The sequence below is a fragment of the Streptomyces sp. NPDC005728 genome, assembly GCF_040630895.1.
GTDB lineage: Bacteria > Actinomycetota > Actinomycetes > Streptomycetales > Streptomycetaceae > Streptomyces.
This window is the reverse complement of sequence record NZ_JBEXYL010000107.1, coordinates 1-26,603: the sequence shown is the minus strand read 5'-3', so window position 1 is coordinate 26,603 and position 26,603 is coordinate 1. Positions and strand designations below refer to the sequence as shown.

The window sequence follows — 26,603 nt, the reverse complement described above, 5'->3', positions numbered from 1 at the left end:
GGGGTTATCCTTAACCGTCATGAAAAACGCCGAAGGGGTAACTACCATTGGGATGGTCCGCCTTCGACTTCTGTGGAGCTAAGGAGAATTGAACTCCTGACCTCCTGCATGCCATGCAGGCGCTCTACCAACTGAGCTATAGCCCCTTGCGGTCATGCGGTGGAGCCGCATATCGACCGTGTCGCCCGGTTTCCCCGGCGGCGACGCCAACATTACACGGTCCCCTGGGTGCAGTACCAAATCGGTTTCCGCTCTGCTCCCGTACGGGAGCTAATGTCTGCATTCGTGACCCTGATCGCGCTCTCCGGAGCCCTGCGCCGGGCGCCGGCGGCCGTGGGCACGTGCCTGGTGTCGTTCACGGCGTTCTGGCTGGCGCAGCGGGCTGCGCACGTGTCGATGATCGACCTGATGGTGTACCGGGCCGAGGGGGCAGCCGTCCGCGCGGGAGGCGACCTGTACGCGCTGCGGGCGACCGCCGCGCACCTGCCCGCCACCTACCCGCCGTTCGCTGCCCTGCTGTTCACCGCGCTGACCCTGCCGGACCCCGTGACCCTGCGGGTACTGGCGACGGCGGGGAATCTCGCCCTCCTCGTGGTGTTCGTACGGCTGTCGCTGAAACTCGTCGGCCACGCGCGCGTGGAGAGCGTCTGGTGGGTCGCGGCGGTGGCCGTGTGGTGCGAACCGGTGTGGACGACCGTGCGCTACGGCCAGGTCAATCTGTTGCTGGCCGCCCTGGTGCTGTGGGACCTGTCCCGGCGCCCCGCCGGCCGGTACGGCCGCTGGGCCGGGGCGGGACTCGGACTCGCCGCGGCGGTCAAACTGACGCCCGCGCTGTTCCCTGTGTTCCTGCTCGCGACAGGCGCCGCAGCCCGCCTCAGGGGTGAGGACGGGGGTCCTTGGCTACGCCCCGCGCGCGGGGCGGCCGCCGCGTTCGCCGGGGCGACGCTGCTCGCGGCCGCCGTCCTGCCGTACGACTCGTGGCGGTTCTGGACGGACACGGTGTTCCGCGCGGACCGGGCCGGGCACGCCGAGGGCACCGCCAACCAGGCCCTGCGCGGCGTTCTGGCCCGTCTGCTGCACACACCCGACCCGGGAGCCCTCTGGGCGGCCGCAGCGGCCGTGGTGGCCGCCCTGGGGCTCACGGTGGCGGTGACGGCCGAACTGCGCGGGTCGCGGCCCTGGGCGGTGTGCGCCTGCGCGGTCACGGCGCTGCTGATCAGTCCGGTGTCGTGGACACACCACTGGGTGTGGTGCGTGCCCCTGGTGCTGCTGCTGTGGACGCACGCACACCGGGCGGCCGCCCTGGGCACGGCGCTGGTCTTCTGCTCGTACGCCCCGTGGTGGGTGCCACACGGCGCAGGGCGGCCCGAACTGCACCAGACGGGCGGCCCGTTGACGGTGTCGGTCCTCTACGGAGGGGCCGGTGCGCTGTTCCTCGTACTGGCCAGGACATCGTTGCCGAGGTCCCGGCCGCGGTCAGAAGCGCGTCAAGCGGTGACGAAGGAGTAGAACCTCTTGAGCGTGCAGTGCTCCTCGAGCAGACGGCCGTAGATCGGCTCGCCCTCCAGCTCGCGGTAGGTCTCGATCGGGTCACCTTTTATGATCAGCGCCCGCGCGCATTCCTCGCACCAGTACTGGTATTCGGGATTGATCGGTTCCATGTCACGGACGATCGGCGTACCGCTCCCGCACCAGTCGCACTTTCGCCGGTGTGCACCCATCGATCAGCTCCAGCTGTGGCCGCAGGCCGTGCACACGTAGGAGATTCCGCCGTTGTCGCCGAGAACTTGGGCCACGCGCGCGGAACCGCAGGAAGGGCAGCTGAGCCGGGTGGTCGTATCCCGTATCAACGCCGCACCGAGGAGGTGGCCGCCCTCCTCAAGGATGCTCGCAGGCATCGCTACTCCCTCCCGTCGGGCCGCGCCCCCTTCCGGCCGTTTGATTCTGCCACGGCCGGACCAATACGGTCAGCGACGCCTCAGTACCAGTCCAGACACAGCCCCCACTGCGGCCGTTCCGGCCAGCGCCCATGCACACACCGAGAACGCCTCCGCAGAGGTATACGCCCGCAGGGCCCCCAGCGACTCAAGCCGGTTCAGGAACAGTGTGCCGAACGCCGCCACCCCGATCAGCTGGCCGAGCTGGACGACCGTCGCCAGCAGCCCGCTGGCGTCGGCCGCGTCCTCGTGCCGCACGGTGGCCAGTGCGCCCGTGAGCGTCGGGCTGAAGGCGAGCGCCAGCCCGACCCCCACACCGGCGTACCCGGTGTACAGCACCGCTCCCCCGTCGCCGCCGCCGTGGAAGGCCAGGCCCACGACGGCCGCGGACACTGCCGTGAGCGCGAACCCGGCCGGGGTGAGCGCCCGCTGCCAGGCCGCGGGCCACTTTCGCCAGGTCAGACTGACCACCCCGAAGACGACAGCGGTCGGCGCGAAGCTCAGACCGGCCCGCAGGGCGCTGTAGCCGAGGCCGCCCTGGACGTGCAGGGTCAGCGCGAAGAGGAAACCGGCATTGACCGACATGACGGCCAGGAGGCGGAACACGGCCAGGCCGATGCCGGGGTGCCGCAGGACCCGCAGCGCGATCAGCGGGGCGCCGCCACGCCGGGACAGCCGGGACTCATGGCCGCAGAACGCGGCGAACAGGACCGCGGAGGCGGCCAGCGACAGCCAGGACCACAGCGGCCAGTCCTCCTCCTGCCCGAGCACCAGCGGCACGGTCACCAGCGACACGGCCGCGCCGAGCAGGACGAGTCCGGGCAGGTCGAGTGCGCGCAACCGCTCGGACTCGGCTGCGCGGCCCGCCGGCAGAACCCGCCTGCCCAGCACCAGCAGGAGCAGGCCCACCGGCACGTTGACCAGGAACACCGGCCGCCAGCCGGTGCCGAACAGGTCGGCGCTGACCAGCACGCCGCCCGCGACCTGCCCGGCCGCCGCACCGATGGCGAGGACCGCCGAGTAGGCGCCGAGCGCCCGGGCTCGGGCCTCGCCGGTGAAGGTGCGCTGGATCAGGCTGAGCACCTGCGGGATCATCAGCGCCGCTCCGGCGCCCTGTACCAGCCGGAACACGATCAGCTCGGCCGGCCCCCGCGCCAGGCCGCAGGCGAGCGAGGCCGCGGTGAACAGGGCGAGTCCGGCGAGATGGACCCGGCCGTGGCCGAGCCGGTCGCCGAGCCGGGCGCCCGTGATCAGCAGCACGGAGTAGCTGATGGCGTAGCCGGCGACCACCAGCTGCAGGTCGGCGCCCGAGGCGTGGAGACCGGAACCGATGGTGGGGGCCGCGACGTTCACGATGAAGACGTCGAGGGCCGCCATGAACAAGGCGGTGAGCAGTGTCGCGAGGAGCAGCCGGGACCGATTGTCAGTGGCGGGTGTTTCACTGTGAGTGACGGGTGATGCGCTGCCGGCCGCGGCCTCTGCCCTGTCGGCGGCGAGGTCACTGTCAGTGGCGAGTGCTTCACTGATCGCAGGATAGGGGGCGGGCGCTGGACTCGGCCCGGTTCGAGGTGTCGTCGTCATGGCGTCGAGCCTGACGAAGGGCCGGTACGGGTGCCGAGTGCCCGCCGATGCTGGTACTGGCAGCACCTGGCAGCACCCGGGCCGGGTGCCCACGATGGGGGACGGGACGACGGGGGACGGGGGATCGACGATGGGGACGACAACACAGCGCCGCAGGCCGGAGCTGGCTGCCTTCCTGCGCAGCAGGAGGGCCAGGGTGACACCGGCCGACGTGGGCATGCCGCCGGGGCTGCGGCGGCGCACACCCGGGCTGCGCCGGGAGGAGGTCGCCCAGCTCTCGGGCGTGGGAGTGACCTGGTACACGTGGCTGGAGCAGGGCCGGCCGATCAACGCCTCGCCGCAGGTGCTGGACGCGGTCGCACGGACGCTGCGGCTGGACCCGCCGGAGCGGGAGCACCTGTATCGGCTGGCGGAGGTGCCCTTCGACCCGGCCCCGGAGGTTCTGACCCGCCGGGTCGGCCCCGATGTGCAGGGCATCATCGACGCCCTCGACCCGCTGCTCGCGGTGGTCTACAACTCGCGGTACGACGTCCTGGCCACCAACCCGGCCTACCGTGACCTGTTCGTGGTGCCGGAGACCCGCCGGATCGGTGTGCCGAACGTGTTGTGGACGCTGTTCACGGTGCCGAAGGAGACCTGTCCGGTGGTGCGCCGAGAGCACGAGCTGCCGGTGATGGTGGCGACGCTGCGGTCGGCGTACGGCAGACATGTGGGCGAGCCGGCCTGGGAGGAGTACATACGCGGGCTGTCGGCTGCGAGCCCCTACTTCGCGAAGCTGTGGGCGAGCGGGGAGGTGACGCCACCGGGGCCGCGGGTGAAGACGTTCCGTCACCAGGAGGTGGGCGAGATGCGGATGACCTCGCAGTCGCTGTCCATCGACGGGATGCCCGAGTGCCGAATCGTGGTCTACACGCCGGAGGACGAAGACGCGCGCGCGAAGGTCTCGTTGCTGAGAGAACGGAGACAGCCGCTGTGGCCGCCGACCGACGGGGAGGCCGCCGAGATCATCCGCCGCTGGAATGCAGAAAATCCCGCCCCCTGAGGGGGACGGGATCCTCATCACCGATCTTTGACAACTCAACAGAGTGTCGATCTGTGGAGCTAAGGAGAATTGAACTCCTGACCTCCTGCATGCCATGCAGGCGCTCTACCAACTGAGCTATAGCCCCTGGTGTTCTTCCCGCTCGGCGGGGGCGAACAAGAAGAACTTTAGCCTGCGACCTGCCGGAAAGTGAAATCCGGATCCCCGGGTCGGGAACGGCGGGCCCTCGGGCTGCTCAGTCGTCGTCGCCGAGGACGGGCTCCGGGAGGGTGCCCGCATTGTGCTCCAGCAGACGCCAGCCGCGGGCGCCTTCGCCGAGCACCGACCAGCAGCAGTTGGAGAGACCACCGAGGCTCTCCCAGTGGCGGGCCTCCAGGCCGAGGAGACGGCCGATGGTGGTCCGGATGGTGCCGCCGTGACTGACCACCACGAGGGTGCCGTCCTCCGGCAGCTTCTCGGCGTGCCGCAGCACGATGGGGGCGGCACGGTCGGCGACCTCGGTCTCCAGTTCGCCGCCGCCGCGGCGGACCGCCTCGCCGCGCTTCCAGGCGGCGTACTGCTCGCCGTAGCGGGCGATGATCTCCTCGTGCGTCAGCCCCTGCCAGACGCCCGCGTAGGTCTCCCGCAAGCCCTCCTCGCGGACGATGTCGAGGTCGGTGAGGGCGGCCAGCTCGGCGGCCGTGTCCGCAGCCCGCTGCAGGTCCGAGGAGACGATCGCGTCGGGCCCCAGGGAAGCGAGCAGCCTGGCGGCACGGCGGGCCTGGCCGATACCGGTCTCGGTCAGCTCGACGTCCGTGGTGCCCTGGAAGCGGCGCTCGACGTTCCACGCGGTCTGGCCGTGCCGCCACAGGATGACGCGGCGGCCGCGGTCCTTGCGGTCGCTCACCTCGCCGGTGGCGCTCATCGCCACTCTCCGCCCGGCTCGTCGGCGGCCTCGGCGGCCTGCAGCTCGGCGTGCGCCTTGGCCTTGCCGCGGGTGGCCTTGGCGTCGGCGGGCAGTTCGAGCTCGGGGCAGTCCTTCCACAGCCGCTCCAGGGCGTAGAAGACCCGCTCCTCGCTGTGCTGGACGTGGACGACGATGTCGACGTAGTCGAGCAGGATCCAGCGGGACTCGCGGTCGCCCTCGCGGCGTACCGGCTTGGCGCCGAGTTCCTTCAGCAGGCGCTCCTCGATCTCGTCGACGATCGCCCTGACCTGGCGGTCGTTCGGCGCGGAGGCCAGCAGGAATGCGTCCGTGATCGACAGCACGTCGCTGACGTCGTAGGCGATGACGTCGTGGGCGAGCTTGTCGGCGGCCGCCTGAGCGGCGGTGGTGATGAGCTCAAGGGAACGATCAGTGGCGGTCACTACACGGCTTTCGTCAAGGGGTCACTTGACATCAAGGGTCTCACGGACCGCCTGGCGCACCCCACGTGATTACCGCGTCACGTGGGGTGGCCCGGCCGCTGTCAGGAGGAGGCGGGCTTGTAGTCGCTGCCGAGGACGACCGAGACGTCGGCGCCGGAGGAGACGGTGCCCTTGGCCACGGAGCCGGCGGGCAGGCCCAGGGTCTTGGCGACCTCGGTGGCGTTCGCCTTGTCGGCGGCATCGGCGTAGAGCACCTTGGAGGTGGCCTGGGTGCTGGAGCCGGTACCGCCCTCGAGGAAGGTGAAGCCGCCGTTGAGGAGGACCACGCGGGCCTTCTCGCTGTCGTCCTTCACACCGGTGGCGTTCTGGACGGAGACCCGGACCGCGGAGCCCGCGTCGGGGCTCTTGGCGGTGCCGCCGAGGATGTCCTTCACCACGCTGTCGCTGGTCTTGGCGCTCAGGGTGCCGTCGGACTGCACGGGCAGCAGGGCCGTCCTGTAGTCGCCGCCCTTGGCGAGGTCGGCGAGCCTGGCGAGGAAGGCGCCGAGGTCCTTGTCGGTCAGCGGCGGATCGAGGATCTGCGCGAGGGTCTGCACGGTGACCGTGGCGCCCTCCACATCGGAGGAGATCTTGCGCAGCACGCCCTGCATGACCTGTCCGAACCGCTCCAACTGGGCGTTCTGGGCCTCGCCGGAGGCACGGTAGGTGGCGTAGGCGACGGCCATCCTGCCGCTGAGGGTCTGGCCCTTGCCCTGGTGGACCAGCGGCGAGGTGCCCTTCTTCTTCGCGTCCGGGTCGGGTACGTCGGCGTTGGTGTCGATGTCGATGCTGCCGACCAGGTCGACGAGGTTCTGCAGGTAGGGGGTGTCCAGGCGCCAGGTGCCCTGGATGTCGGTGCCGAGGACGGTGTCGAGCTGGTCGCGCGTGCCGGAGGCGCCGTCGTCGTCGACCGACTTGGCGAGGGTCGTGGTGGAGCCGTCGTCGCCGCTCAGCGCGAGGGAGTTGGGCAGCAGGACGGTCGTGCCCTGCTTGGTGGTGGTGTTGTCGACCAGCAGCGCCGTGGAGGTGCCGCCCTTGCCGGTGTTGTGGAGGTGGACGACGATCACGTCGCGCTTCTGGGCGCTCACCGGCGTCGCCGTGCCCGTCCTGGAGCCGGAGGAGGACAGGCCGGGCAGCTTCCCGGCGAACCAGAGGTAGCCGACGCCACCGACGGCGACGAGAGCGAGGACGACGAGGAGGGCGATGATCCGGCTGCGGGCGCGGCGGCGGGCCTCCTCGCGGCGCTCGGTGCGGTTCTCGGTGAACTTCAGCCAGTCGATGACGTCCTCGGAGTCGCCGTCCGGGTCCTCCACGAAGGCGAACTGCCCGGTGTGGTAGTCCCGTTCATGCGCGTCCGCCTGCTCCTCGGGTTCCTCCTGGGCCCGCGTCCGCTCGGCCGATCCGGCCTGCTGCGGGATGTACGCGGTCTGCTCGGCGACCCGGGGCTGCTGCCCGCTGGTCGCGGCCTGCCCGTAGGGGTCGTACGGGGCGGCGGTGCTCTGGGTGCCGGTGCCGTACGGGTCGTACGGGGCCTGGGAGCCGTAGGCGTCGTAGGAGGGCCCGGCGGGCGGCTGTTGACCGGTGTCGTACGGGTCGTAGGACGGCGCCGGCTGCTGCCGGCCGCCCGTGGCGTACGGGTCGTAGCCGTAGCCCTGCTGGGCGTACGGGTCGTAGGACTGCTGGGGTGCCTGCTGTGCCGGGATCTGCCGGTACACGGGCTGCCCGTACTCGTCGTAGCCGACGAGTTCGTACGGGGCGGCGCCGTGGCCGCCGTCACCCGCGTCGTATCGGTCGTTCACCGGTGCCCCTCTCGGCTCACTCGCCGCGGTACAGCTCGCGCTTGTCGATGTAACGCACGACTCCGTCCGGCACCATGTACCAGATGGGATCGCCCTTGGCGACTCTCGCGCGGCAGTCTGTGGAGGAGATGGCGAGCGCGGGCACCTCGACGAGCGAGACGCCGCCTTCCGGCAGGCCGGGGTCGGTCAGGTGGTGGCCCGGGCGGGTGACGCCGATGAAGTGCGCGAGGGAGAACAGCTCCTCCGAGTCGCGCCAGGTCAGCAGCTGGGCGAGGGCGTCGGCACCGGTGATGAAGAAGAGGTCGGTGTCGGGGTTGAGGGCTCGCAGGTCGCGCAGGGTGTCCACGGTGTAGGTGGGGCCGCCGCGGTCGATGTCGATACGGCTGACGGAGAACTGCGGGTTCTCGGCGGTCGCGATGACCGTCATCAGGTAGCGGTCCTCGGCAAGGGAGACCTTGCGGTGGGACTTCTGCCACGGCTGGCCGGTGGGCACGAACACCACCTCGTCCAGCTGGAACTGCGCTGCGACCTCGCTGGCCGCCACGAGGTGTCCGTGGTGGATCGGGTCGAACGTTCCGCCCATGACGCCGAGGCGGCGCTTGCCCGTGTGGGCGGGGCCGCTGCCCGGACCGTGCGCCGGGGTCTTCACCGTGCCGGTCGCCGTGTCGGCGTTCTTGGCGGCGTCGCCGACCGCGTGTGCGGCCGCTTCGTTCGCCGGACCGGTAGGCATGTCCTGCTCTCCCATGCGTGCAGACCCTACCGGCCCGGCCTGAGGGCCCCGGCCGGGGACGGGGTCCCGGGTCAGCGGTCGCGGTTGAAGCGGGTGGTGATCCACAGCAGGAGCAGCAGGATGACCAGAGCGCCGCCGCCGGTGACGGCCGGGTTCAGGCTGTTGTGGTGGCCGCCGTGCTCTTCGCCCTCGGCGGCGAGGGTGACCAACTGGGCAGCGGTGCTGTGGAAGCTCATTCGGCAGGACCTATCGCGTGTGGGCGGGATAAAGACGTCGGCTCATCGTAAGCGGGCGGCCCGGCGCCGATCACGCCGACTCCGCCGTTGGGCGGGCGTGGGGCGCGGGTTGGCCGGCGACGGGGAACTTCCCGGGTCCGTCAGTCGTCCTTCTGCTTGTAGCCGCGCAGCAGGAACCATGCGGTCAGTACGCAGCCAAGGACCATCACGATCAGGACGACCCGGAGCAGATTTCCCGCCCCGTGCTGCTGGACGGCGCTCGTGGCGGCCTCGGTCAGCCAGGCGACTGAGGGGTGCTGCTCCATGATGTGGGCTCCTTCGGCTTTACTGCCCGTCCACGGTATCTCCGCCTAGGCTGGCTCCTGCCTCGGGGGCACAGTGGGCACTCACACGCACATGGGGGAAGACATGTCCGAAGACGGCCGCGAGCAGACGGGGCACGAGCACGTGCCGAGCAGGCAGCGCAGGCGCTTCCCCGGGATCTCCTCGCGCGCGTACGAGCATCCGGCCGACCGGTCGGCCCTGGTGGCACTGCGCAAGCTGAGCGGTTTCGACACCGTGTTCAAGGCCCTCAGCGGGCTGCTGCCGGAGCGGAGCCTGAGGCTGCTGTTCCTGTCCGACTCGGTGCGCGTCTCGGAGCGGCAGTTCTCGCATCTGCACGACATGCTGCTGGACGCCTGTTACATCCTGGACCTGGAGAAGGTCCCGCCGATGTACGTCACCCAGGATCCGCAGCCGAACGCCATGTGCATCGGGCTGGACGAGCCGATCATCGTGGTCACCACGGGCCTGGTCGAGCTGCTCGACGAGGAGGAGATGCGGGCGGTCGTCGGGCACGAGGCGGGGCACGCCCTGTCCGGGCATTCGGTGTACCGCACGATCCTGCTGTTCCTGACGACCCTGGCGCTGAAGGTCGCCTGGATCCCGCTGGGCAACCTCGCGGTGATGGCGATCGTCACGGCGCTGCGGGAGTGGTTCCGCAAGTCGGAGCTGTCCGCGGACCGGGCCGGGCTGCTGGTGGGGCAGGACCTGCGGGCCTCCATGCGCGGCCTGATGAAGATCGCCGGCGGCAATCACCTGCACGAGATGAACGTGGACGCGTTCCTGGAGCAGGCCGAGGAGTACGAGTCCGGGGGCGATCTGCGCGACTCGGTGCTGAAGATCCTGAACGTGCTGCCCCGCTCGCATCCCTTTGCCACCATCCGGGCGGCCGAGCTGAAGAAGTGGGCCGAGTCCCGGGACTACCAGCGGATCATGGACGGCCACTACCCGCGCCGCAGCGAGGACAAGGACACCTCGGTCAGCGGCTCCTTCCGCGAGTCCGCCGCGAGCTATGCCGACGACGTGAAGAGCTCCAAGGACCCGCTGATGAAGCTGGTCACGGACCTCGCGGGCGGCGCCGGCGACCTGGGCGGCCGGGTCCGCCGCGGCTTCGACGGCTTCCGGAGCCCGACTCCCCCGAACGAGGGACCGCAGGACTCTCAGCCCCAGGACGGGGAGTGACCGGTCCTGGGAAACGGCCGGGGGAAGACCGTGCCTCCCTGCCCAGGGGTGCTGCTCAGACCTTCGGCTGAGCCCCAGCGGCCAGCGTCCCGCACAGGGCCGTGGCGCTGTCCGTCGCGTAGGGGTCGGTGCCTGCCGGGCCGCCTGTTCCGGCGGTCTGGCCGGCCAGGAGGGGGTGGAGGTAGGAGGCGAAGTCCTCCGCGCAGGACATGGGGCCGGCCTGGGCGTAGGACGTGGCCAGTTGCGTCTGGCCGACGCGCAGGTCGTCGCGGTCGAAGCGGAAGGTGATCTCCCGGCGGACCGTGAACAGGGACACGGGGGCGTCGGCGGCGGCGCCGGTCGGGCGCAGGGCGTAGACGAAGATCGTGTCGGAGCTGACCTCCAGGGTGGCCGAGTCGGCCTCGCCGACCAGGAGGGTGCCCCGGACGCGGATCCGGTCGTCGGCCAGTTGCGCGCGAGAGGGGTCGAGGCGGACCAGCCAGCCGGTGGGGGCGTGGCGGCCGTCCGCCGCCGGGTGGTCGAAGCTCTGGTCGAACTGGTCGAGCTGGTCGGAGCCGAGGAGGGCCCGGGCCGGGCGGACCTGGCGGCCGGTGAGCACGTCGGGGTCGAGGGAGGAGCGGACGAGGTAGTTCCTGGCGATGCTCAGGGCGGCCGTGACCTGGCTGTCGGAGAAGTGCGCCGTGCTGTGGGAGGCGGGCAGGGGGATCCCGGCGGCGCCGGCCTCGAACTCGGCGGCGTGGCTGTGCCTGTACAGGGCCTCGGCGTCGGCGGCGCCGGGCACCTTGCCCTGTGGGGCGAGCGGGATGACGGTCATCCGCAGGGCCTCGGCGGGACGCCGGGCCTGCGGGGCGTCGTAGGGGTGGCGGACGCCCATGTAGATCGCGGTACCGAAGGCGACGGCGATCAGTACTGCGAGGATCAGGACCTGCCGAGTCAGTCCGCGGCGCAGGGGCGGGCGGCGGCGTACGGCGGGCGCGTGGTCGGCCATGCGCTCCTGCGCGGAGTACTCCTGGAGGCGGGCAGCACGGACGAACGATTCGTCGAACACGACGGATCGGTACTCGTCCTCTCCACCTGTGGGGCCGCCCTCGGGTGTCCCCTCCGGTGGGTCTCCAGGCCCGCCCATACTTTCAGAGTAGGTCTCGTGGGCCTCGGGTAAACGCCCTGCTACACGACAACTTCTGACAGGTTCTCACCAAGGGCGCGTGCGGACGTTCAGGGGGATCGGGGGACCGCCGAGAACGCCGGCTGGGAAGAGTCGGCGGAGGCTGAGGGGTGCGAGGCCGCGCCCTGCTCCAGGCCGGTCGAGGCGGGGGACGGCACCCGGTCCCGGGTGTTCGAGGAGGCGCCCCGGTAGACCGCGGCGAAGGCCAGCGCGACCATGCCGATGCCCATCACGAGGGCGAGCACCCAGGCGACGGGCCGGTGCCAGCGGACCTGCCTGCCGTGGGTCCCGAAGCCGCCGCGGCCGTCGTCGAGGACGTAGGTGTCGTCCAGTTCGTCGTCGTCCCGATCATGACCGAAATCGGTGCCCTCGGGGCCGTACCCGTCGTCGTAGCGGTCGCCTCTGGTGTGGGCGCGGCGGGCTTCTGCCTCGGAGGCCTCAGCTCTGGCCTGCGCGGCGGCCAGGAGGCGTTCGACAGCGGTCGGCTCGTGCACCACGGCCGCCTGTACGAAGGCCTCGTCGAAGACCACGGAGGCGAACTCTTCGTCCGACACCCCGTGGTCGTGGTCGTCGTCGGGCTCCCAGCCGTCAGGGAACGGCGTGCCCCCCACGTCCTCCGGCACGGATCCAGAGTAGACCTGGGGGGTCAATTTGGGCAGACGGTATGGAAATTCATCCGCCTGATGAGACGCCTTTACGCCAGGTCCGTCAGCGGCGCACGTGGCCGTCGCCGGTGACGATGTACTTCGTGCTGGTCAGCTCCGGCAGGCCCATCGGGCCGCGGGCGTGCAGCTTCTGGGTGGAGATGCCGATCTCGGCGCCGAAGCCGAACTGGCCGCCGTCGGTGAAGCGGGTGGAGGCGTTCACGGCGACGGTGGTGGAGTCGACCAGCTGGGTGAAGCGGCGGGCCGCCTGCTGGGAGGTGGTGACGATCGCTTCGGTGTGGCCGGAGGTCCACAGCCGGATGTGCTCGACCGCCTTGTCCAGCGAGTCGACGACGGCGGCGGCGATGTCGTACGACAGGTACTCGGTCTCCCAGTCCTCCGGGGTCGCCTCGACCACGGTGGCCTTGGAGTCCTTGGCGTAGGCGAGCACGCGCTCGTCGGCGTGCACGGTCACCCCGGCCTCGGCGAGGGCGTCGAGGGCGCGCGGCAGGAACTCGGCGGCGATGTCCTGGTGGACCAGGAGGGTCTCGGCGGCGTTGCAGACGCTGACCCGCTGGGCCTTGGAGTTGATCAGGATCTCGATCGCCATGCCGATGTCGGCGTTGGCGTCGACGTAGACGTGGCAGTTGCCGGTGCCGGTCTCGATGACGGGGACGATGGACTCGCTGACCACGGTCTGGATCAGGGAAGCGCCACCGCGCGGGATGAGCACATCGACGAGCCCCCGGGCGCGCATCAGTTCGCGCACGGACTCGCGGCTCTCGCCGGGCACCAGCTGGACGGCGTCGGCGGGCAGTCCGGCGCCGCCGACGGCGTCCCGGATCACCCGGACGAGGGCGCTGTTGGACTCGTAGGCGGAGGCCGAGCCGCGCAGCAGGACGGCGTTGCCGGACTTCAGGCAGAGGGCGGCGGCGTCGACGGTGACGTTGGGGCGGGCCTCGTAGATGATGCCTACGACGCCGAGCGGGACGCGGACCTGGCGGAGGTCGATGCCGTTGGGGAGTGTGGAGCCGCGGACGACCTCGCCGACCGGGTCGGGCAGCTTGGCGACGTCGCGGACGTCGGAGGCGATGGCGCGGATCCGCTCGGGGGTGAGGGTGAGCCGGTCGACGATGGCCTCGCTGGTGCCGTTCTCCCGTGCCTTCGCCACGTCCTTGGCGTTGGCCTCGACGATCTCGCTGGTCCGGACCTCCAGGGCGTCGGCGATGGCGAGCAGCGCGTCGTCCTTCACGGCGCGCGGGAGCGGCGCGAGGTCGGCGGCGGCGGCCTTGGCCCGGTAGGCGGCCTGGGTGACCGGGGACATGGAGTCGTACGGCGAGAGCGTGGTCATGCTCGCAGGGTAGTGCGCCCGCAGATGGACGCGGCAATTGTCCCGGAGGCCGAGACGGGTGATGTCGCCGCTCTTCCAGGGCAAGCAGCAGGGGGATCCTGGCCGCGGGTGCCGGCGGTCCGGTCGGTGTACCGGCCACCGCTCGGGGCGGCCGTTGAGGAAGCGGGTCCCCGCCACCGTGCCGTCGGGACCGTGGGCGGCCGTCTCCGGGCTGCTGGGCGCGGCGGCCTGTCCGCTGAGGCCGACGGCCGGACCGGCCGACGCGGCGCCAGCCGTAAGGATCTTGACCGCCGGCCCGTTGGCCAAGGGCCGACCAGCCCTTCGACGAAGACCGTCCCTGTACCGCGGGCGACGTCAGAAGGTGCAGGTCAGAAGGGGTGGACGCCGACCGGAGTGGCGGGAGCCGGGCCGTACCCCTCGGCGATGCGCTGGTGGTAGGTCTCCCGGTCGATGACCTCCAGGCCGACGATCTCCCAGGCCGGCAGTCCGGAGGTCTGCCGGTGCTCGCCCCACAGGCGCAGCGCGACGGCGGCCGCGTCGTGCAGGTCGCGGGCCTCCTCCCAGTACCGGATCTCCGCGTGGTCGCTCGCGTATCTGCTGGTCAGCAGGAAGGGGTGGTCGTGGGCGAGCTGCTCCAGGGCACGCCGCAGGTCCGGCAGCGGGACCTTCTCCCCGGAGACGCTGAGGGTGACGTGCCACAGGCGGGGCAGGTCCTTGGGCTCCTCGTAGTCCTGGTAGGTGTCACCGGCCGCGACGCTCGTCAGAGCACCGCGGGACGCCGCCCCGGGGCGCACTCGTCTCACGACGGTCTCCTTACACGCAATGCCTCTTGACGGACCGTGTCCCTTCAACATGCCTCTGGGACAAAGTTGAGCAGGCCGCAGGGCTCCGCGTGGGGGTTTTACGGAACGTCCCCCACCGGGGGCGTTCCTTACGCCCCGTTTTACGAGCGGTTTTACAAGTGTTACGAGTGCAGCAGCACCAGGTCGTCCCTGTGTACGACCTCGCGTTCGTACGCCGGGCCCAGCTCGCGCGCCAGCTCGCGGGTCGAACGCCCGATCAGCTGGGGGATCTCCTTGGCGTCGAAGTTGACGAGTCCGCGGGCCACCGCGCGTCCGGTGCCGTCGCGCAGCTCGACGGGATCACCGGCGCTGAACTCGCCCTCGACGGCGGCGATTCCGGCGGGCAGCAGCGACGTCCGCCGCTCGACGACCGCGCGGACGGCGCCGTCGTCCAGCGTGAGGAAGCCCTGCGGGGTGGAGGCGTGCTGGAGCCACAGCAGCCGGTCGGCGGAGCGCTTGCCGCTGGGGTGGAAGTAGGTGCCGGTGTCGCCGCCGCTGAGCGCCTCGGCCGCGTGGACGGCGCTGGTGAGCACCACCGGGATGCCCGCGGCGGCCGCGATCCGGGCGGCCTCGACCTTGGTGACCATGCCGCCCGTGCCGACGCCGGCCTTGCCCGCGCTGCCGATCTCGACCTCGGCGAGGTCCCCGGGCCCCCGCACCTCCGCTATCCGCGAGGTGCCCGGCTTGCTGGGGTCGCCGTCGTAGACGCCGTCGATGTCGGAGAGCAGGACCAGCAGGTCGGCGTGGACGAGGTGGGCGACGAGGGCGGCGAGGCGGTCGTTGTCGCCGAAGCGGATCTCGTCCGTGGCAACGGTGTCGTTCTCGTTGACGATCGGGAAGGCGCCCATCGCCAGCAGCTTGTCCAGGGTGCGGGAGGCGTTGCGGTGGTGGGCGCGGCGGCTCATGTCGTCGCTGGTGAGCAGCACCTGGCCGACGCGGACGCCGTAGCGGGCGAAGGAGGCGGTGTAGCGGGCGACGAGCAGGCCCTGGCCGACGCTGGCGGCGGCCTGCTGGCGGGCGAGGTCCTTGGGCCGGCGGCGCAGGCCGAGCGGGGCGAGGCCTGCGGCGATGGCACCGGAGGAGACGAGGACGATCTCCTTCTCTCCCCCGCTGCGGCTCTTGGCGAGCACGTCGACGAGCGCGTCGACGCGGTCGGCGTCCAGGCCGCCGGCAGCGGTGGTCAGGGAGGAGGACCCCACCTTGACGACGATCCGTCGAGCCTGGGCGACCTGCTGCCTTGCCGCTGACACGTGCTTCCCTCCGACCTCGCGTCCACGTTCTGTCGAGTGTGGCGGTTGCAATCTACGCGAAGATGCACGGAGCGTGCTCAGACGGTCCACCTCGCGGACGTGAGCACCGGGTTGCCGACGCGCAAGCCGTCGGTCAGAGGCGGCTGGACAGAACGACGACGGCACCGAGTCCGACGGCGGAAACGAGGCCGGCCACGAATCTGAACCGCCCGGGCGTCATGGTCGACGGCGCCGCGGAGGTCAATTGGTCCAGGAGATCGTAGAACCGCAGTCCGATGTTTCGATAATCGAGCGCGACGAAAAAGAAGAACACTGTCGGAACAGCGATGCAAAAGATCCTGAAGAGATCAGGTATCACGGAGCCTCCCATACGACCGACCTTGAACACGCACAATGTACCAGCCCCCTGCGCCACCATATCGATCCTGATGGAGACGCAGGGGGCCGGGGTTTACCGATCCGCCGAGTGACGGCGCCGACTAGAAGATGGACTTGACGAGACCGACGACGCTCTTCGGAATGTCAGCCACTCTGGTAATACCTGTCTTTCCGGATGCGAAATTGGCACCGAATTCCATGGCCAGACCCCAACCACCGGTGAAAGTGTTCACCGTGTCGCCTCTGGAGTTCTTCGTCGCATACGTTCCGCGCCAGCCTCCCCGGAACGGACCGAATGCGCCGTCGACTCCGGACCCGTCCCCGCGGAGCTGCTGCAGGGAGTCTGCGTTACTGAACAGAACATTGCCGGTGAGACCGAGTCCGATGTCCGGACCACTGGTCTCTTCGGTGGTGCCGGTGATGGCCCACGCGTCTTTCCCCTTGGCGGACCGGGTCCGGATGAGACAGACACTCGCGTTGCCGCCAAGACCGATCGAGCCGCTCAGGTTCGCGCACACGCCGGTGGTGTTCATATAGCTCCCCAGGTAACCCACGGCGTCTTCGAGATCGCCGAGGAGATCCGGCCCCTTGTCCATCGGTCCGGGGGCAAGCGTCATGGCCTGCTGAACGGGCGTCGTGATGGTCGGAATGACCTTCCGTGCCGCCTTCTGCGCCTGATAGATCTTCTCCATCTGGGCGTAGTAGGCATCCCAGTCGAAGCCCGGCTGGGTGCCCTCCTCGAACGGAGGGGCCGTGTACTTCTCCGCCTTGTCCGCGCCGTCCGGGCAGTTCTTGCCCATGGTGCACTTGATCGAGTTGCTCAGGCCCGTGGGGTCGGCAGCGTTGACCGGGTTGTTGGCGGAGTAGCTGTAAGCGCTCAGGGCCTGTGGCTTGTACGGCTCGATCAGTTCGTCGGGGCTGATGAACCTGCCGAGTGACGGGTCGTACATGCGCGCTCCCAGAAGGGACAGGGATGTGCTGTCGTCCTCCGGCTTGCCGAGGAAGCCCCGGTCGAGGCCCGACGGCAGGTCGCCGCCGACATTGCGCTGTTTGCCGAACGGGGTGTAGCGGCGACGGGTGACCATTCCGCCCATGGCGATCAGCAGGGCCGTGGACGCCTGGGTGTCGCCCAGCAGCCAGTTCAGTTTGCCGTTGGTCGAGCCGTCACCCTGGCGCATGGCGACGGTGGTGCCGGCGGCGCTGTACAGACGGGTCGCCTTGACGCCCTGCCCCTGGCCGTTGGTCCTGTGCAGTTCCTGGCCGTCGAGGTACAACACGTTCTCCGCCGCCGAGGTGCGCAGCAGGACGTTGCCGCCCGTGTCGTACACGTAGCTCGACACCTCGTCGCCACCGGTCTTGTGCGCGGTGATCCGGCTGACCCGGTCCTGGGGGTTCCAGTCGATCGACGAGCTGACACCGTTCACCGTGCGGGTCTGCATCTGACCCGCCGCGTTGTAGCTGTAGCTGTCGGATCCGGCCTGCGTCGCCGCGTGCGGGTGGGCCTGGCCCGCCGTGTACGTGGAGCCGTCGGCGCTGTAACCGGGGTAGGTGTACTTCCTCGTCGTCGATCCGCCGGCGGTGGTGTCCTTGACGGACATCAGGTTGCCGAGCTCGTCGTAGGAGTACGACTGGTCGTACGGGTCGAGGCTGCTGCTCAGGTCCGGCGTGGCCGCGCCCGTGCAGCCGTCGGTGGCCTCGGTGGTCCATGCACGGGTGAGCCGGTTCAGCTCGTCGTACGTGAAGCACTCGCTCTGCTTGGCCACGGCGTCCGTGACACCGGTGACCTGGCCGCCGAGATCGCGCGTGTAGGAGTCGTCCTGCGCGGTCTTGGTGGTGGAGCCCGTCGTCACCGTCGTCCGGATGGTGGACAGCATGCCGCTGCCGTCGGTGTCGTTGTACGTGTAGGCACGGCTCGCCGTGGCGTCCGAGCCGCCGCCGGCACCGTACGCGCGGCCGTTGAGGCGGCCCAGTCGGTCGAAGGCGATGTTCGACTGGTAGGTGGCCAGCGACGAGGAGACCTTGGACGGCAGTCCCTGGGCCGTGTACGTGGTGGTCACCGTCTCCGCGGGCAGCTGCCCGACCGCCAGATCACCGACTTGGGGGTAGCTCACCGACGTCATGTGGTTGGCGAGGTCGTAGCCGTAGCCGTACGTGTAGGTGCCGGCGAGACCGGAGCCGTCGTCCGGGACGGTGTACGTCCTGCCCTTGACGCGGCCGCGCTCGTCGTAAGCGGTGACCGCCTCGGTGTAGGCCTTTCCGTTCACGTACGTCGTCGACGCGGCCAGCTGGCCCACACCGCCCGAGGCGGTGTCGTAGTCCTGCTGCGACAGGAGGGTCGAGCCCTGCGCGACGGTCTTCGGCCGCTGGAGGTTGTCGTACGTGTACGTCAGCGTCGTGCCGTTGTCGGTCTTGGTGCTGAGCTTGCCGTTCTCGTCGTACTTGGTCGAGGACGATCCGGCGTCGGGGTCGGTCGCCGAGGTCTGGTCACCGGCCCAGTTGTAGCCGTTGGTGGTGACGTTGCCCTTGGCGTCCGTGATCGTCAGCAGCTTGCCGCTGCGCGAGTAGGTGTAGGCCGTGTTCTTCGCCCCGGTCGGTCCGTGCTCGACGACCTTCGTGGTCTGCCCGAAGACGTCCGTGTAGGTGTCGGTGCGCTCGCCGGTGGCCGGGACGGTGGTGGTGTAGTCGCCGTAGTAGTAGGTGCGGGTGTTGCCCGCCGCCTGCGGCGTGCCGTTGACCAGGGTCTGGGTCTGCGTGGTGCGGCCTGCCCAGTCGATGATCGGGTCGGTGTACGACGGCAGGTCGGCCACCGTGGGCAGCACCATGCCGGAGCCCGCCGCACCGGAGTTGTAGAAGGTGGCGGAGGTGCCCGTGACGTTGCCCGAGGTGTCGTAGCGGGTGGAGACCACGTCCCGGCCGGTGGCGTCCGGTGCCGTCGACTGGGTCTCGCGGCTACGGCCGAGACCGTCGAGGTAGGTGTAGGAGTTGACGTACGTGGTACCGGACTGGAGGACGCTCGACGTCACCTTGGGGACTCCGGTGACCGTGTCGGGCACACCGTCGCTGTTGGTCCCGGTCGGGATGGAGTACGCGAACTTCATCGACGGGTCGCCGGCGGGGTAGTTGCCGATCTCCGTCGCCTTGAACACCTGGCTGGAGCGGCCCACGGAGTCGAGGACGATCCGCGTGGTGTGGCCGTTGGCGTCGAGGATCCGGTACGGCGCGCCCCACAGGCGGGAGTACCAGGTGGTCGTGGACTCCGCGACGGCCGGTCCGCCGTCGTCGGGGTCGGGGGTGGTGACCTTGACGCCGTCGGTCGGCCAGGTCGTGGCCGGCGAGTAGGCCGTGATGGTCTTCTTGTCCTTGCCGTCGTAGGTCGCGATGACACGGCCGGCGCCGTCGTAGTCGGTCCGGGCCGAGCGGTAGGTGGCGGCGTCCGTGTAGACGCGCTTCTCCGTCGCGTTGCCGTCGGTGAGGTGGGTGTCGTTGTCCGCGACCGACGTCGATCCGTCGTACAGCGTCACCGTGTACGAGTCCTGGTTGGCCGCGCCGCGGGACGCGCAGTCGGCTGCGTAGTGGCGCACCTCGTCCTGGAAGACCATCCAGCGCTTGACGTCGGAGTCGGGGAAGTTCGACGTGTTGTACGCGCGGCCGTAGGTGGTGCACCGGTTGTCGTCGAAGTCGACCAGGCCCCAGTCGTTGGTGCGCAGCGGCAGACCGTAGGTGGTGCTGGTGGAGCTGGTGTCGTCGTACTCGTCGTTGACGACGTGCTCGCGCCAGCCCGTGGAGGTCAGGTCGTCCGTCGTGGTCTTGCTGTCACGGACGAAGCGGGCGTCGGGCAGACCGTCGTATTGGGCCGTGTCGTGCACCCAGTACTCCTTGCGGACGCGCTGGTGCGCGTTGCCGTCGCCGTCCCGCTTGGAGTACTCGAGGGTCTTGCCGGCCAGCCAGGCCGAGTCGGTCCAGGAGTCGCCGAAGCCGTCCGTGACCGAGACGCTGCGGGTCGCGGAGGTGTCCGTCTTGGAGGTGCGGTCGCCGTCCAGGCCGCGGTAGAGCCAGTGGTAGGTGGAGGCCGCGTTGCTCTTGGTTCCGGTGAAGACCTCGACCTGCGGGTAGCCGCGCCAGTCGGACCATGTCTCGTCGGAGTCCGGAACCAGGGGATCGTTGGTGAACCGCCAGCCGGCGCCACCGTGGTACTCGTAGCGGGTGGTCATGACCGGGTCACCGTCGGTGCCGGCGCCCTGGCCCACGCCCGGGTCCACGGAGACCTGGGTGACGAGGTACTTCTTGAACCAGCCCGTCGACGGGGAGCTCGCACCCTCCGACGTCCACTTCTGCCAGAAGCAGTCCTGGGTGTTGGACGCCTCGCTGGGCAGGCTGTTGATGTCGCAGGCGTCCGGCTGGCTGTAGGTGACGCTGGTGACCGAGCCGAGGTCGCCGTACACCTTGCTCACACGGCGGAAGTTGAGGGTGGACGAGCCGACCTGGTTGTCCAGCCACTCGCCGTTGAAGTTGATGACCGGCAGGCGCAGGTCGACGCCGTCGCCGTAGCCCTTGCGCTGCACGTAGTCGAGCCAGAGGGTCTTGCCCACCGTGCCGTCGGGGTTGGGCAGGCCGTACTTCATCTGGTACTGCATCGCCGGGTCCCACGTCGTGCCGCCGTCGTCACTGACGTAGGTCTTGATGTCCCACAGCATGTCGGTGGTGAAGAACGTGGGGTAGTACGTCTTGCCCGCGCAGTAGTTGTCCGCCGAGGTGCCGTCGCACATCAGGTCGGTGGGCACGTCCGGGTAGGAGCCCGGGGTGGAGGAGATGCCCGGGCAGGCCGGGGGCTCCTTGCCCATCGGATCGTCGTAGCTCATCCGCTCCACACACCGGCCCACATGCGACAGCTCGACCTTGGCGGGGAGCTTGGCGCCGGTGATCTGGGAAGCCCAGCCGTACTCGATCCGCGTCAGGTAGCTCGCCGCGTCGTACTGGCGGGCCTTGTCGGTGTTGATCACCGAGCGGTAGTAGTTGGTCTGCTTGTCGTAGAAGTACGCGTTCTCGACCTCGTTGGGGTCGACCACGCGGTCCAGGTTCCAGCGCCAGGCCTGGGTGCAGGGCTCCGGGAAGGAGGCGTGGCACGGCTCGCCGACGTCGTCGCCGGCGACCGGGACGGTCAGTACGGAGTGCGTCGCGTCGCCGGTGCGCTCGGCGCGGCCCCAGCCGAAGTAGTAGCGCATGCCGTCCTGGCTGGAGATCACCCAGTACTCGTCGTCGGCACCGTGGCCGCCGGTCAGGTGCTGCACGCGCCAGCCGGGGTCGTCCTGCACGTGGTAGGAGCCGGTGCCGTTGCCGTCCTGGATGAGAGCCGAGTCGACGCCGTTGAGGCTGATGGTGTACTCGGCGCCGTCGGGCTCGGTGCTGTGGTTCGGCGAACTCCAGCACAGGTCACCGACGGTGTTGTTGACGTCCTGCGAGCAGTTCCGGTAGGTCCGCTGGATGTAGCCGACGTCCAGGTCCCAGCCCATGCCCGCCCAGGAGGCCTGGTTGTTGGTCGCGGAGGTGCGGCCGTCGACGGACTGCGAGTTGTAGGACAGGGACAGGTCCGGAGTCGCGCCGAAGGGCGCCTTCGGCACGGTGATCGGCAGGTCGTAGGTGAACGCGCCGGAACCGGTCGACACGTCCCACTTGCCGGTCGGGCTGAGCGTGGAGGCCCGGTAGTCGCCCGCGTCCGACGACGAACCCGTCGTGAGCGTCGTCACCGTGGCGGTGGTGGCGGCCATCGCCGTCATGCCGCTGCTCAGCTTCGAGGTCTGGGTCCCGGTGCCGGCCGTCGTCGCGGGGTCCGCGTCGGCGAACACCGTGGCCGTCAGCTTGCCGGTCTTCACATCGTTGTGGACCGGCAGGTAGCGGCGGGTGTCCGGGGAACAGCCGCGCTTCTCCGGGGTGGTGAGCGCGCACGCGGGCATCTGCACCAGCCGCAGCCGGGATGCGAAGTCACCGCCGTAGGCGTTCTCGAACGCCGAGTAGTCGATGGTGACGCCGACCGGCCCCGGAGCGGCCTGCCTGTCCGTACGGGTCAGGCGCAGCCCCATGCCGAGGCCGCCGATCTTCTTGACCTTGGCCCGGTCGAGCACCTGGAGGTCGAGGTTCTTGGGCGCCGGAGCCGACGGCGCCAGCTTGAGGCCGCCTCCGCCCGAGGCGATGGCGTCCTTGGCGGCCTTCTGGCCGACCGCGAACGCGGACTGCGGGGGCATCCCCGCGGCCCGGGTCTGTGCGGCTGTCGGGGTCTGGACCGACACCACGGCGGACTTGGCCGCGGCGCTGCCGGCCGAGCCGTCGACCACGGCACCGGACGGCGACACGGCCTTGGGCCTGCCCGGCTTGACCGTCGAGAGATCGACCCTGGCCGTCACCCCCTTCGGCCAGGACACCTTCGGCGCCTTGGTCATGGTCGGCTCCGCCTGCTGCCGGGGCACAGCCGTGCCCTTGCGCGCAGACACGCTGACGGTCCTGTCCTTCGGCTTCGCCACGGCAACGGCCGCGGCGAACGCCGGTGCGGACACCAGACCGGACAACAACGCACTGGAGACCGTTACGACGAAGCCGCGCCTCAACGACGCACGCATCACGAACCCCCCACCCTCCTGGCCAAATATCGACCACAAACGGTCAAAAAGAGCGGCATCGCGGCACGAGGGCGGCACAAAGCCAACACGTGGCGAACACACGCAGGCCGGAGACTAACCAGAATCTTAACCGGACCAAGTCCGGCAAATCAGTCCGCCAGACCTCAAATATCACCAGCTCCTTGGCGAAATTTTTATGCCTTCATGGCCAACGGAACAGCTGATTCCCTCGTCACTACCGCATCGGTTTCCCAGGTGCTTTAATGACCCGCCAGCAATCCAGCCAGCTCCCCCTTGGCGCGAGATGTCCCTTTTACATGCCAACGGCGCGGACAATGGCGCTTTTCTCTTTTTTTGCTCCAGGGGGGTTCATTCACCATGCTCGATCGCAGACGCTTTCTGCGCACGGCCGGAATCACCGTCGGCGCGGCCGCCGTTCCCGCCGTGGCCGTAGGCGCGGCGCAGGCCATCGCGCATTCCCGCAGCACCTCACAGGACGACGCCACCCCCGGCTCGGTGACCGCCAGCAAACGGTTCGACCTGACCGCCGCCTCCACCGCGCTCCTGCGCGAGGTGCAGCTGGGCAGCACCCGTGTGCTGCAGTCCTTCGCCTTCGACAACACCAGCGGGCACCTCTTCACCGTGCAGCTGGTCGACAGCGGGCTCCAGCTGCCCGGCGAGACCCAGACCTACTCCGGCCCCGACCGCGAGGCCAACGGCGACCTGTGCGTGACCCGTCTGGACACGTCCGGGAACGTTCTTGGCACCATGTATCTACGCGGATTCGGACACGGTGTGCAGATCGGCGTCGAATCCACCGGTTCCGGAAGTTACCTGTGGACGGAAACCCACAATGTCCGCAGCCTGAATTCCGACGGCACCACCTACACCGGATGGGGCGACCGGCTGGCCCGATTCAAATTCGCCAACGGGACGGTGCTCACCGCCGACTCGCCCGCGGTCACCCAGTACACCCTGGAAAGCGGCGTGGACCGCACCACGTGCGCCATCGACCCGGTCAACAACCGCCTCGCGGTCCGCTGCCGCGTCAGCGGCGCGTTCCGGTTCCGCCTGTACGACCTCGCCGCCTTCAAGGCCGGCGGCCGGACCGCCCTCGCCGACGTCGCCCAGCCCGCGGACCTACAGCCCGGGTACAACGACACCTTCCAGGGCTTCGCGAGCTACGGCAGCTACCTCTACCTCCTGGCCGGCTCGCAGTACGGCAAGGACGGCTCCGTATCACCGAACGGCAACACCTTCATCACATCCGTGGACTGGAACACCGGCACCGTCACCGAGCAGAAGCTCACCAAGGCCGGGTACACGCTCTCCTACCGCGAGCCCGAGGGCATGGCCATCCAGATCCCCGACCCGAGCAACCCGTCGGCACTGCGGCTGTGCAGCGGCTTCTCCTCGTTCACGTCCGACACGGACCAGCGCAAGAAGGCGAGCATCTACTACAAGGCAGTGCTGGTCTGACCGCCGCCCGGCGCCCGTGAGCCTTGCCACACCCTGGTTGACCAGGTGTGAGCGACCATACGGTAGGACGATCCACAGGGGCGCGTACGGTAGGCTTCCACAAACGTTAACCTTGCACTCCTTGTGCCTCTCGCGTCCCGCACCTGATCACCGGCTGCGGGGCGCGGTTGAGTTTGACCGACCGTCCAGGAGCCCCAAGCATGCCCGTTGCGAATGGAAACGCTTCGCCGAAAATAAGCGTTGTCGTCCCTGTCTACAAAGTTCAGGGATATCTGCGCGCATGCCTGGATTCCATACTCTCCCAGTCCTTCGAGGACTTCGAGATCGTCGCCATCGACGACCACTCCCCTGACTCCTGCGGCCGCATACTCGATGAATATGCCGCCCTGGACAGCCGCGTCGTCCCCGTGCACTTCGAGGAGAACCGGGGCATCGGAAAGGCGCGGGACGCCGGTGCGCTGAAGGCGCGCGGCGAGTACATCCTGTTCCTCGACAGCGACGACACCCTCGCGGACGGCGCGCTGCAGGCGATAGCCGACCGGCTCGAGGCCACGGACAACCCCGACATCCTGCTGCTCAACCACGTCCGCACCTACTGGAACAACCGTGTCCAGGCGAGCGCGGCCGGCGAGATGCTCGCCGCCGCCGGCACGGACGTCTTCACGGCGCTGGAGCGTCCCGAGTACCTCAGCATGTTCGCCGTGGTCTGGAACCGCGCCTACCGCCGTGAGTTCTACGTCGACGACCACAACTTCACCTTCACCGACGGCATCTACGAGGACGCGCTCATGGTCTACAAGACCATGCTGACCGCGGAGCGCATCGCCGCCACGGACCACGTCTGTGTCGAGTACCGCCAGCGCCGTCAGGGCAACTCCATGCGGACGCCCGGCCGCAAGCACTTCGGGATCTTCGAGCAGTACGCGCGCCTCTTCGAGTTCCTCGACGCCCGCCCCCACCTGCAGCCGGTGCGGGCGCTGCTGTTCGAGCGCGCGGCCAGCCACTACCTGTTCACCCTGGCCCGCGAGGACCGCATCGTCCCGAAGGACCGGGCGGAGTTCTTCAAGCTGTCGGCCGCCAACTACAAGCGCTTCAAGCCGCAGGGCTTCGTCCTGCCGGAGGGCTCGCAGGGTGTCCGGTTCCAGCTCCTGGAGCGCGGTTCCTACACGGCGTACGCTGCGGTGACGGCCGCCGGCAACACCCGCCGCGAGATGGTCAAGCGCGCTGCCAAGATGAAGACCAAGCTCGGCAAGACCGCCTACGACCGGCTGTACCGGCTGCACCTGCGCCGTCCCGTCGACGAGAACCTCGCGGTCTACGCGGCCTACTGGAACCGTGGCGTCGCCTGCAACCCTGCGGCCATCTACGAGAAGGCCAAGGAACTCGCCCCGAACGTCCACGGCGTCTGGATCGTGAAGCGCGACGCGGTGGAGAGCATCCCCAAGGGCGTGGACTACGTGGTGGCGAACTCGCCGCGCTACTGGGAGGTCATGGCGCGCGCCAAGTACCTCGTCAACAACGTCAACTTCCCGAACAACTTCGTCAAGCGCCCGGAGCAGGTCCACCTGCAGACCCACCACGGCACCCCGCTCAAGCAGATGGGTATCGACCAGCAGAAGTACCCGGCGGCCGCGAAGAACATGAGCTTCGCGAAGATGCTGGAGCGGGCCGACAAGTGGGACCTCAGCCTGACCTCCAACCAGCACTCCACGGAGATCTGGGAGCGGGTGTACCCCTGCGCGTTCGAGGCGGTCGAGTACGGCTACCCGCGCAACGACGTCTACTTCCGGGCCACCGGCGACGACGTCCTGCGGATCCGGCGTGAACTCGGCATCGAGGAGGGCAAGACCGCCGTCCTCTACTGCCCGACGGTGCGCGACTACCAGAAGGGCTACGTGCCCCGCATCGACCTGGAGCGGTTCTGCCGCGAGCTGGGCCCCGGCTACGTCGTCCTCGTGCGCACCCACTACTTCTACGGCGCCGACCCCCAGCTGGAGGCACTGCAGGAGCGCGGCCTGATCAAGGACGTGTCGCGGTACCCGGTGGTCGAGGACCTCTGCCTGGCCGCCGACGCGCTGATCACGGACTACTCCTCGATCATGTTCGACTACGCCTGCCTGGACCGCCCGATCGTCACCTACGCCGACGACTGGGAGGTCTACCGCAAGGCCCGCGGTGTCTACTTCGACATTCTCTCCGGCGAGCCGGGCGAGACCCCGGGCGCGACCGCGACCAACGAGGACGAGCTGATCGAGGCCTTCCGTTCCGGCGCCTGGAACAGCAGCAGGGCCGCCGAGCTGCGGGCCGCGTTCCGCGAGCGCTTCGTGCAGTTCGACGACGGGAACGCGGCGGAGCGCGTGGTACGCAACCTGTTCCTCGGCCAGGAGGCCTCCCCCGCGGTGCTGCCCCTGGACGAGCGGACTCCGGCGCCCGCGCCGGCCGCCCTCGCCAAGGCGCACATCCCGCTGCAGCCGACCGGCGAGCGTGGCCTCATCGGCGCCTGACGTGCAGAACGATAGAGACGAGCACCACATGGTTTCCCGCCCCACCATCTCCAAGGCCGTCATCCCGGCGGCAGGTCTGGGTACCCGGTTCCTGCCGGCCACCAAGGCCACTCCGAAGGAGATGCTGCCGGTCGTGGACAAGCCGGCGATCCAGTACGTGGTCGA

Annotated in this window: 22 protein-coding genes and 2 tRNA genes; 6 read left to right on the top strand and 18 right to left on the bottom strand. The window is 69.5% G+C overall.

Annotation, left to right across the window (positions count from 1 at the left end):
• Positions 1 to 73: 73 nt before the first annotated feature.
• Positions 74 to 146: transfer RNA gene (locus tag ABZ471_RS40305), tRNA-Ala, on the bottom strand.
• A gap of 127 nt (positions 147 to 273) precedes the next feature.
• On the opposite strand from ABZ471_RS40305, the gene ABZ471_RS40300 reads away from it, so the two are divergent.
• Positions 274 to 1,509 (top strand): glycosyltransferase 87 family protein, encoded by a 1,236-nt coding sequence (locus ABZ471_RS40300; protein WP_359073801.1) that lies wholly within the window; start codon positions 274 to 276, stop codon positions 1,507 to 1,509.
• On the opposite strand, the gene ABZ471_RS40295 is transcribed toward ABZ471_RS40300, so the two are convergent.
• From ABZ471_RS40295 to ABZ471_RS40285, 3 genes are all read right to left on the bottom strand, one after another.
• Positions 1,488 to 1,721, bottom strand: a complete 234-nt coding sequence (locus tag ABZ471_RS40295) for a hypothetical protein (protein ID WP_004931461.1) — start codon at positions 1,719 to 1,721, stop codon at positions 1,488 to 1,490. The two genes, ABZ471_RS40300 and ABZ471_RS40295, sit on opposite strands and share 22 nt — an antisense overlap.
• Positions 1,722 to 1,724: 3 nt before the next feature.
• Positions 1,725 to 1,898, bottom strand: a complete 174-nt coding sequence (locus ABZ471_RS40290; protein ID WP_101373401.1) for a hypothetical protein — start codon at positions 1,896 to 1,898, stop codon at positions 1,725 to 1,727.
• Positions 1,899 to 1,967: 69 nt separating this feature from the next.
• On the bottom strand, positions 1,968 to 3,332 hold the full coding sequence (locus ABZ471_RS40285) for an MFS transporter (protein WP_359073804.1): 1,365 nt from the start codon (positions 3,330 to 3,332) through the stop codon (positions 1,968 to 1,970).
• Between the two features lie 316 nt (positions 3,333 to 3,648).
• Here ABZ471_RS40285 and ABZ471_RS40280 point away from each other — a divergent pair, with 316 nt between their 5' ends.
• Entirely contained in the window at positions 3,649 to 4,560 is a 912-nt protein-coding gene (locus ABZ471_RS40280; RefSeq protein ID WP_359073798.1) for a helix-turn-helix transcriptional regulator, read from the top strand.
• Positions 4,561 to 4,614: 54 nt separating this feature from the next.
• On the opposite strand, the gene ABZ471_RS40275 is transcribed toward ABZ471_RS40280, so the two are convergent.
• The 7 genes from ABZ471_RS40275 to ABZ471_RS40245 form a co-directional block, all read right to left on the bottom strand.
• Positions 4,615 to 4,687: transfer RNA gene (locus ABZ471_RS40275), tRNA-Ala, on the bottom strand.
• Positions 4,688 to 4,795: 108 nt separating this feature from the next.
• Positions 4,796 to 5,464: a histidine phosphatase family protein gene (locus ABZ471_RS40270; RefSeq protein WP_359073796.1), complete on the bottom strand. Its 669-nt coding sequence runs from the start codon at positions 5,462 to 5,464 to the stop codon at positions 4,796 to 4,798.
• Positions 5,461 to 5,907 carry a ribosome silencing factor gene (rsfS, locus tag ABZ471_RS40265; protein WP_359073794.1) on the bottom strand — a complete coding sequence of 149 codons (447 nt, stop codon included), beginning with the start codon at positions 5,905 to 5,907 and terminating at the stop codon, positions 5,461 to 5,463. Before rsfS ends, ABZ471_RS40270 begins: the two co-directional genes overlap by 4 nt.
• 101 nt (positions 5,908 to 6,008) lie before the next feature.
• Positions 6,009 to 7,745, bottom strand: a complete 1,737-nt coding sequence (locus tag ABZ471_RS40260; protein ID WP_359073793.1) for a LytR C-terminal domain-containing protein — start codon at positions 7,743 to 7,745, stop codon at positions 6,009 to 6,011.
• Between the two features lie 16 nt (positions 7,746 to 7,761).
• Entirely contained in the window at positions 7,762 to 8,490 is a 729-nt protein-coding gene (nadD, locus tag ABZ471_RS40255) for a nicotinate-nucleotide adenylyltransferase (RefSeq protein ID WP_359073792.1), read from the bottom strand.
• Between the two features lie 56 nt (positions 8,491 to 8,546).
• Positions 8,547 to 8,711, bottom strand: coding sequence for a hypothetical protein (locus tag ABZ471_RS40250; protein ID WP_359073790.1), 165 nt, complete (start codon positions 8,709 to 8,711; stop codon positions 8,547 to 8,549).
• Between the two features lie 140 nt (positions 8,712 to 8,851).
• Positions 8,852 to 9,016: a hypothetical protein gene (locus ABZ471_RS40245; RefSeq protein WP_359073788.1), complete on the bottom strand. Its 165-nt coding sequence runs from the start codon at positions 9,014 to 9,016 to the stop codon at positions 8,852 to 8,854.
• A 103-nt stretch (positions 9,017 to 9,119) separates the two neighbouring features.
• Here ABZ471_RS40245 and ABZ471_RS40240 point away from each other — a divergent pair, with 103 nt between their 5' ends.
• On the top strand, positions 9,120 to 10,214 hold the full coding sequence (locus ABZ471_RS40240; protein ID WP_359073787.1) for a M48 family metallopeptidase: 1,095 nt from the start codon (positions 9,120 to 9,122) through the stop codon (positions 10,212 to 10,214).
• Positions 10,215 to 10,269: 55 nt separating this feature from the next.
• Here ABZ471_RS40240 and ABZ471_RS40235 read toward each other — a convergent pair whose 3' ends face one another.
• From ABZ471_RS40235 to ABZ471_RS40205, 7 genes are all read right to left on the bottom strand, one after another.
• Positions 10,270 to 11,340 carry a hypothetical protein gene (locus ABZ471_RS40235; RefSeq protein WP_359073785.1) on the bottom strand — a complete coding sequence of 357 codons (1,071 nt, stop codon included), beginning with the start codon at positions 11,338 to 11,340 and terminating at the stop codon, positions 10,270 to 10,272.
• A gap of 89 nt (positions 11,341 to 11,429) precedes the next feature.
• The gene (locus ABZ471_RS40230; protein ID WP_359073784.1) at positions 11,430 to 12,029 is read right to left on the bottom strand and encodes a hypothetical protein; all 600 of its coding nucleotides are present in this window, start codon (positions 12,027 to 12,029) and stop codon (positions 11,430 to 11,432) included.
• Between the two features lie 58 nt (positions 12,030 to 12,087).
• The gene (locus tag ABZ471_RS40225; RefSeq protein ID WP_359073783.1) at positions 12,088 to 13,374 is read right to left on the bottom strand and encodes a glutamate-5-semialdehyde dehydrogenase; all 1,287 of its coding nucleotides are present in this window, start codon (positions 13,372 to 13,374) and stop codon (positions 12,088 to 12,090) included.
• Positions 13,375 to 13,742: 368 nt separating this feature from the next.
• A complete protein-coding gene (locus ABZ471_RS40220; protein WP_359073781.1) occupies positions 13,743 to 14,177 on the bottom strand; it encodes a hypothetical protein in 435 nt (144 codons plus the stop codon).
• Between the two features lie 161 nt (positions 14,178 to 14,338).
• Positions 14,339 to 15,466 carry a glutamate 5-kinase gene (gene proB / locus ABZ471_RS40215; protein ID WP_359073779.1) on the bottom strand — a complete coding sequence of 376 codons (1,128 nt, stop codon included), beginning with the start codon at positions 15,464 to 15,466 and terminating at the stop codon, positions 14,339 to 14,341.
• 133 nt (positions 15,467 to 15,599) lie between these two features.
• Positions 15,600 to 15,884 (bottom strand): hypothetical protein, encoded by a 285-nt coding sequence (locus ABZ471_RS40210; RefSeq protein WP_359073778.1) that lies wholly within the window; start codon positions 15,882 to 15,884, stop codon positions 15,600 to 15,602.
• Positions 15,885 to 15,945: 61 nt separating this feature from the next.
• A complete protein-coding gene (locus ABZ471_RS40205) occupies positions 15,946 to 22,329 on the bottom strand; it encodes an RHS repeat-associated core domain-containing protein (RefSeq protein ID WP_359073777.1) in 6,384 nt (2,127 codons plus the stop codon).
• A gap of 504 nt (positions 22,330 to 22,833) precedes the next feature.
• On the opposite strand from ABZ471_RS40205, the gene ABZ471_RS40200 reads away from it, so the two are divergent.
• The 3 genes from ABZ471_RS40200 to ABZ471_RS40190 all read left to right on the top strand — a co-directional run.
• The gene (locus ABZ471_RS40200; RefSeq protein WP_359073775.1) at positions 22,834 to 23,934 is read left to right on the top strand and encodes a Tat pathway signal sequence domain protein; all 1,101 of its coding nucleotides are present in this window, start codon (positions 22,834 to 22,836) and stop codon (positions 23,932 to 23,934) included.
• Positions 23,935 to 24,134: 200 nt separating this feature from the next.
• Positions 24,135 to 26,438, top strand: a complete 2,304-nt coding sequence (locus ABZ471_RS40195; RefSeq protein ID WP_359073773.1) for a bifunctional glycosyltransferase family 2 protein/CDP-glycerol:glycerophosphate glycerophosphotransferase — start codon at positions 24,135 to 24,137, stop codon at positions 26,436 to 26,438.
• Between the two features lie 28 nt (positions 26,439 to 26,466).
• The coding region (locus ABZ471_RS40190; protein WP_351248458.1) for a sugar phosphate nucleotidyltransferase at positions 26,467 to 26,603 on the top strand (137 nt) is incomplete at its 3' end.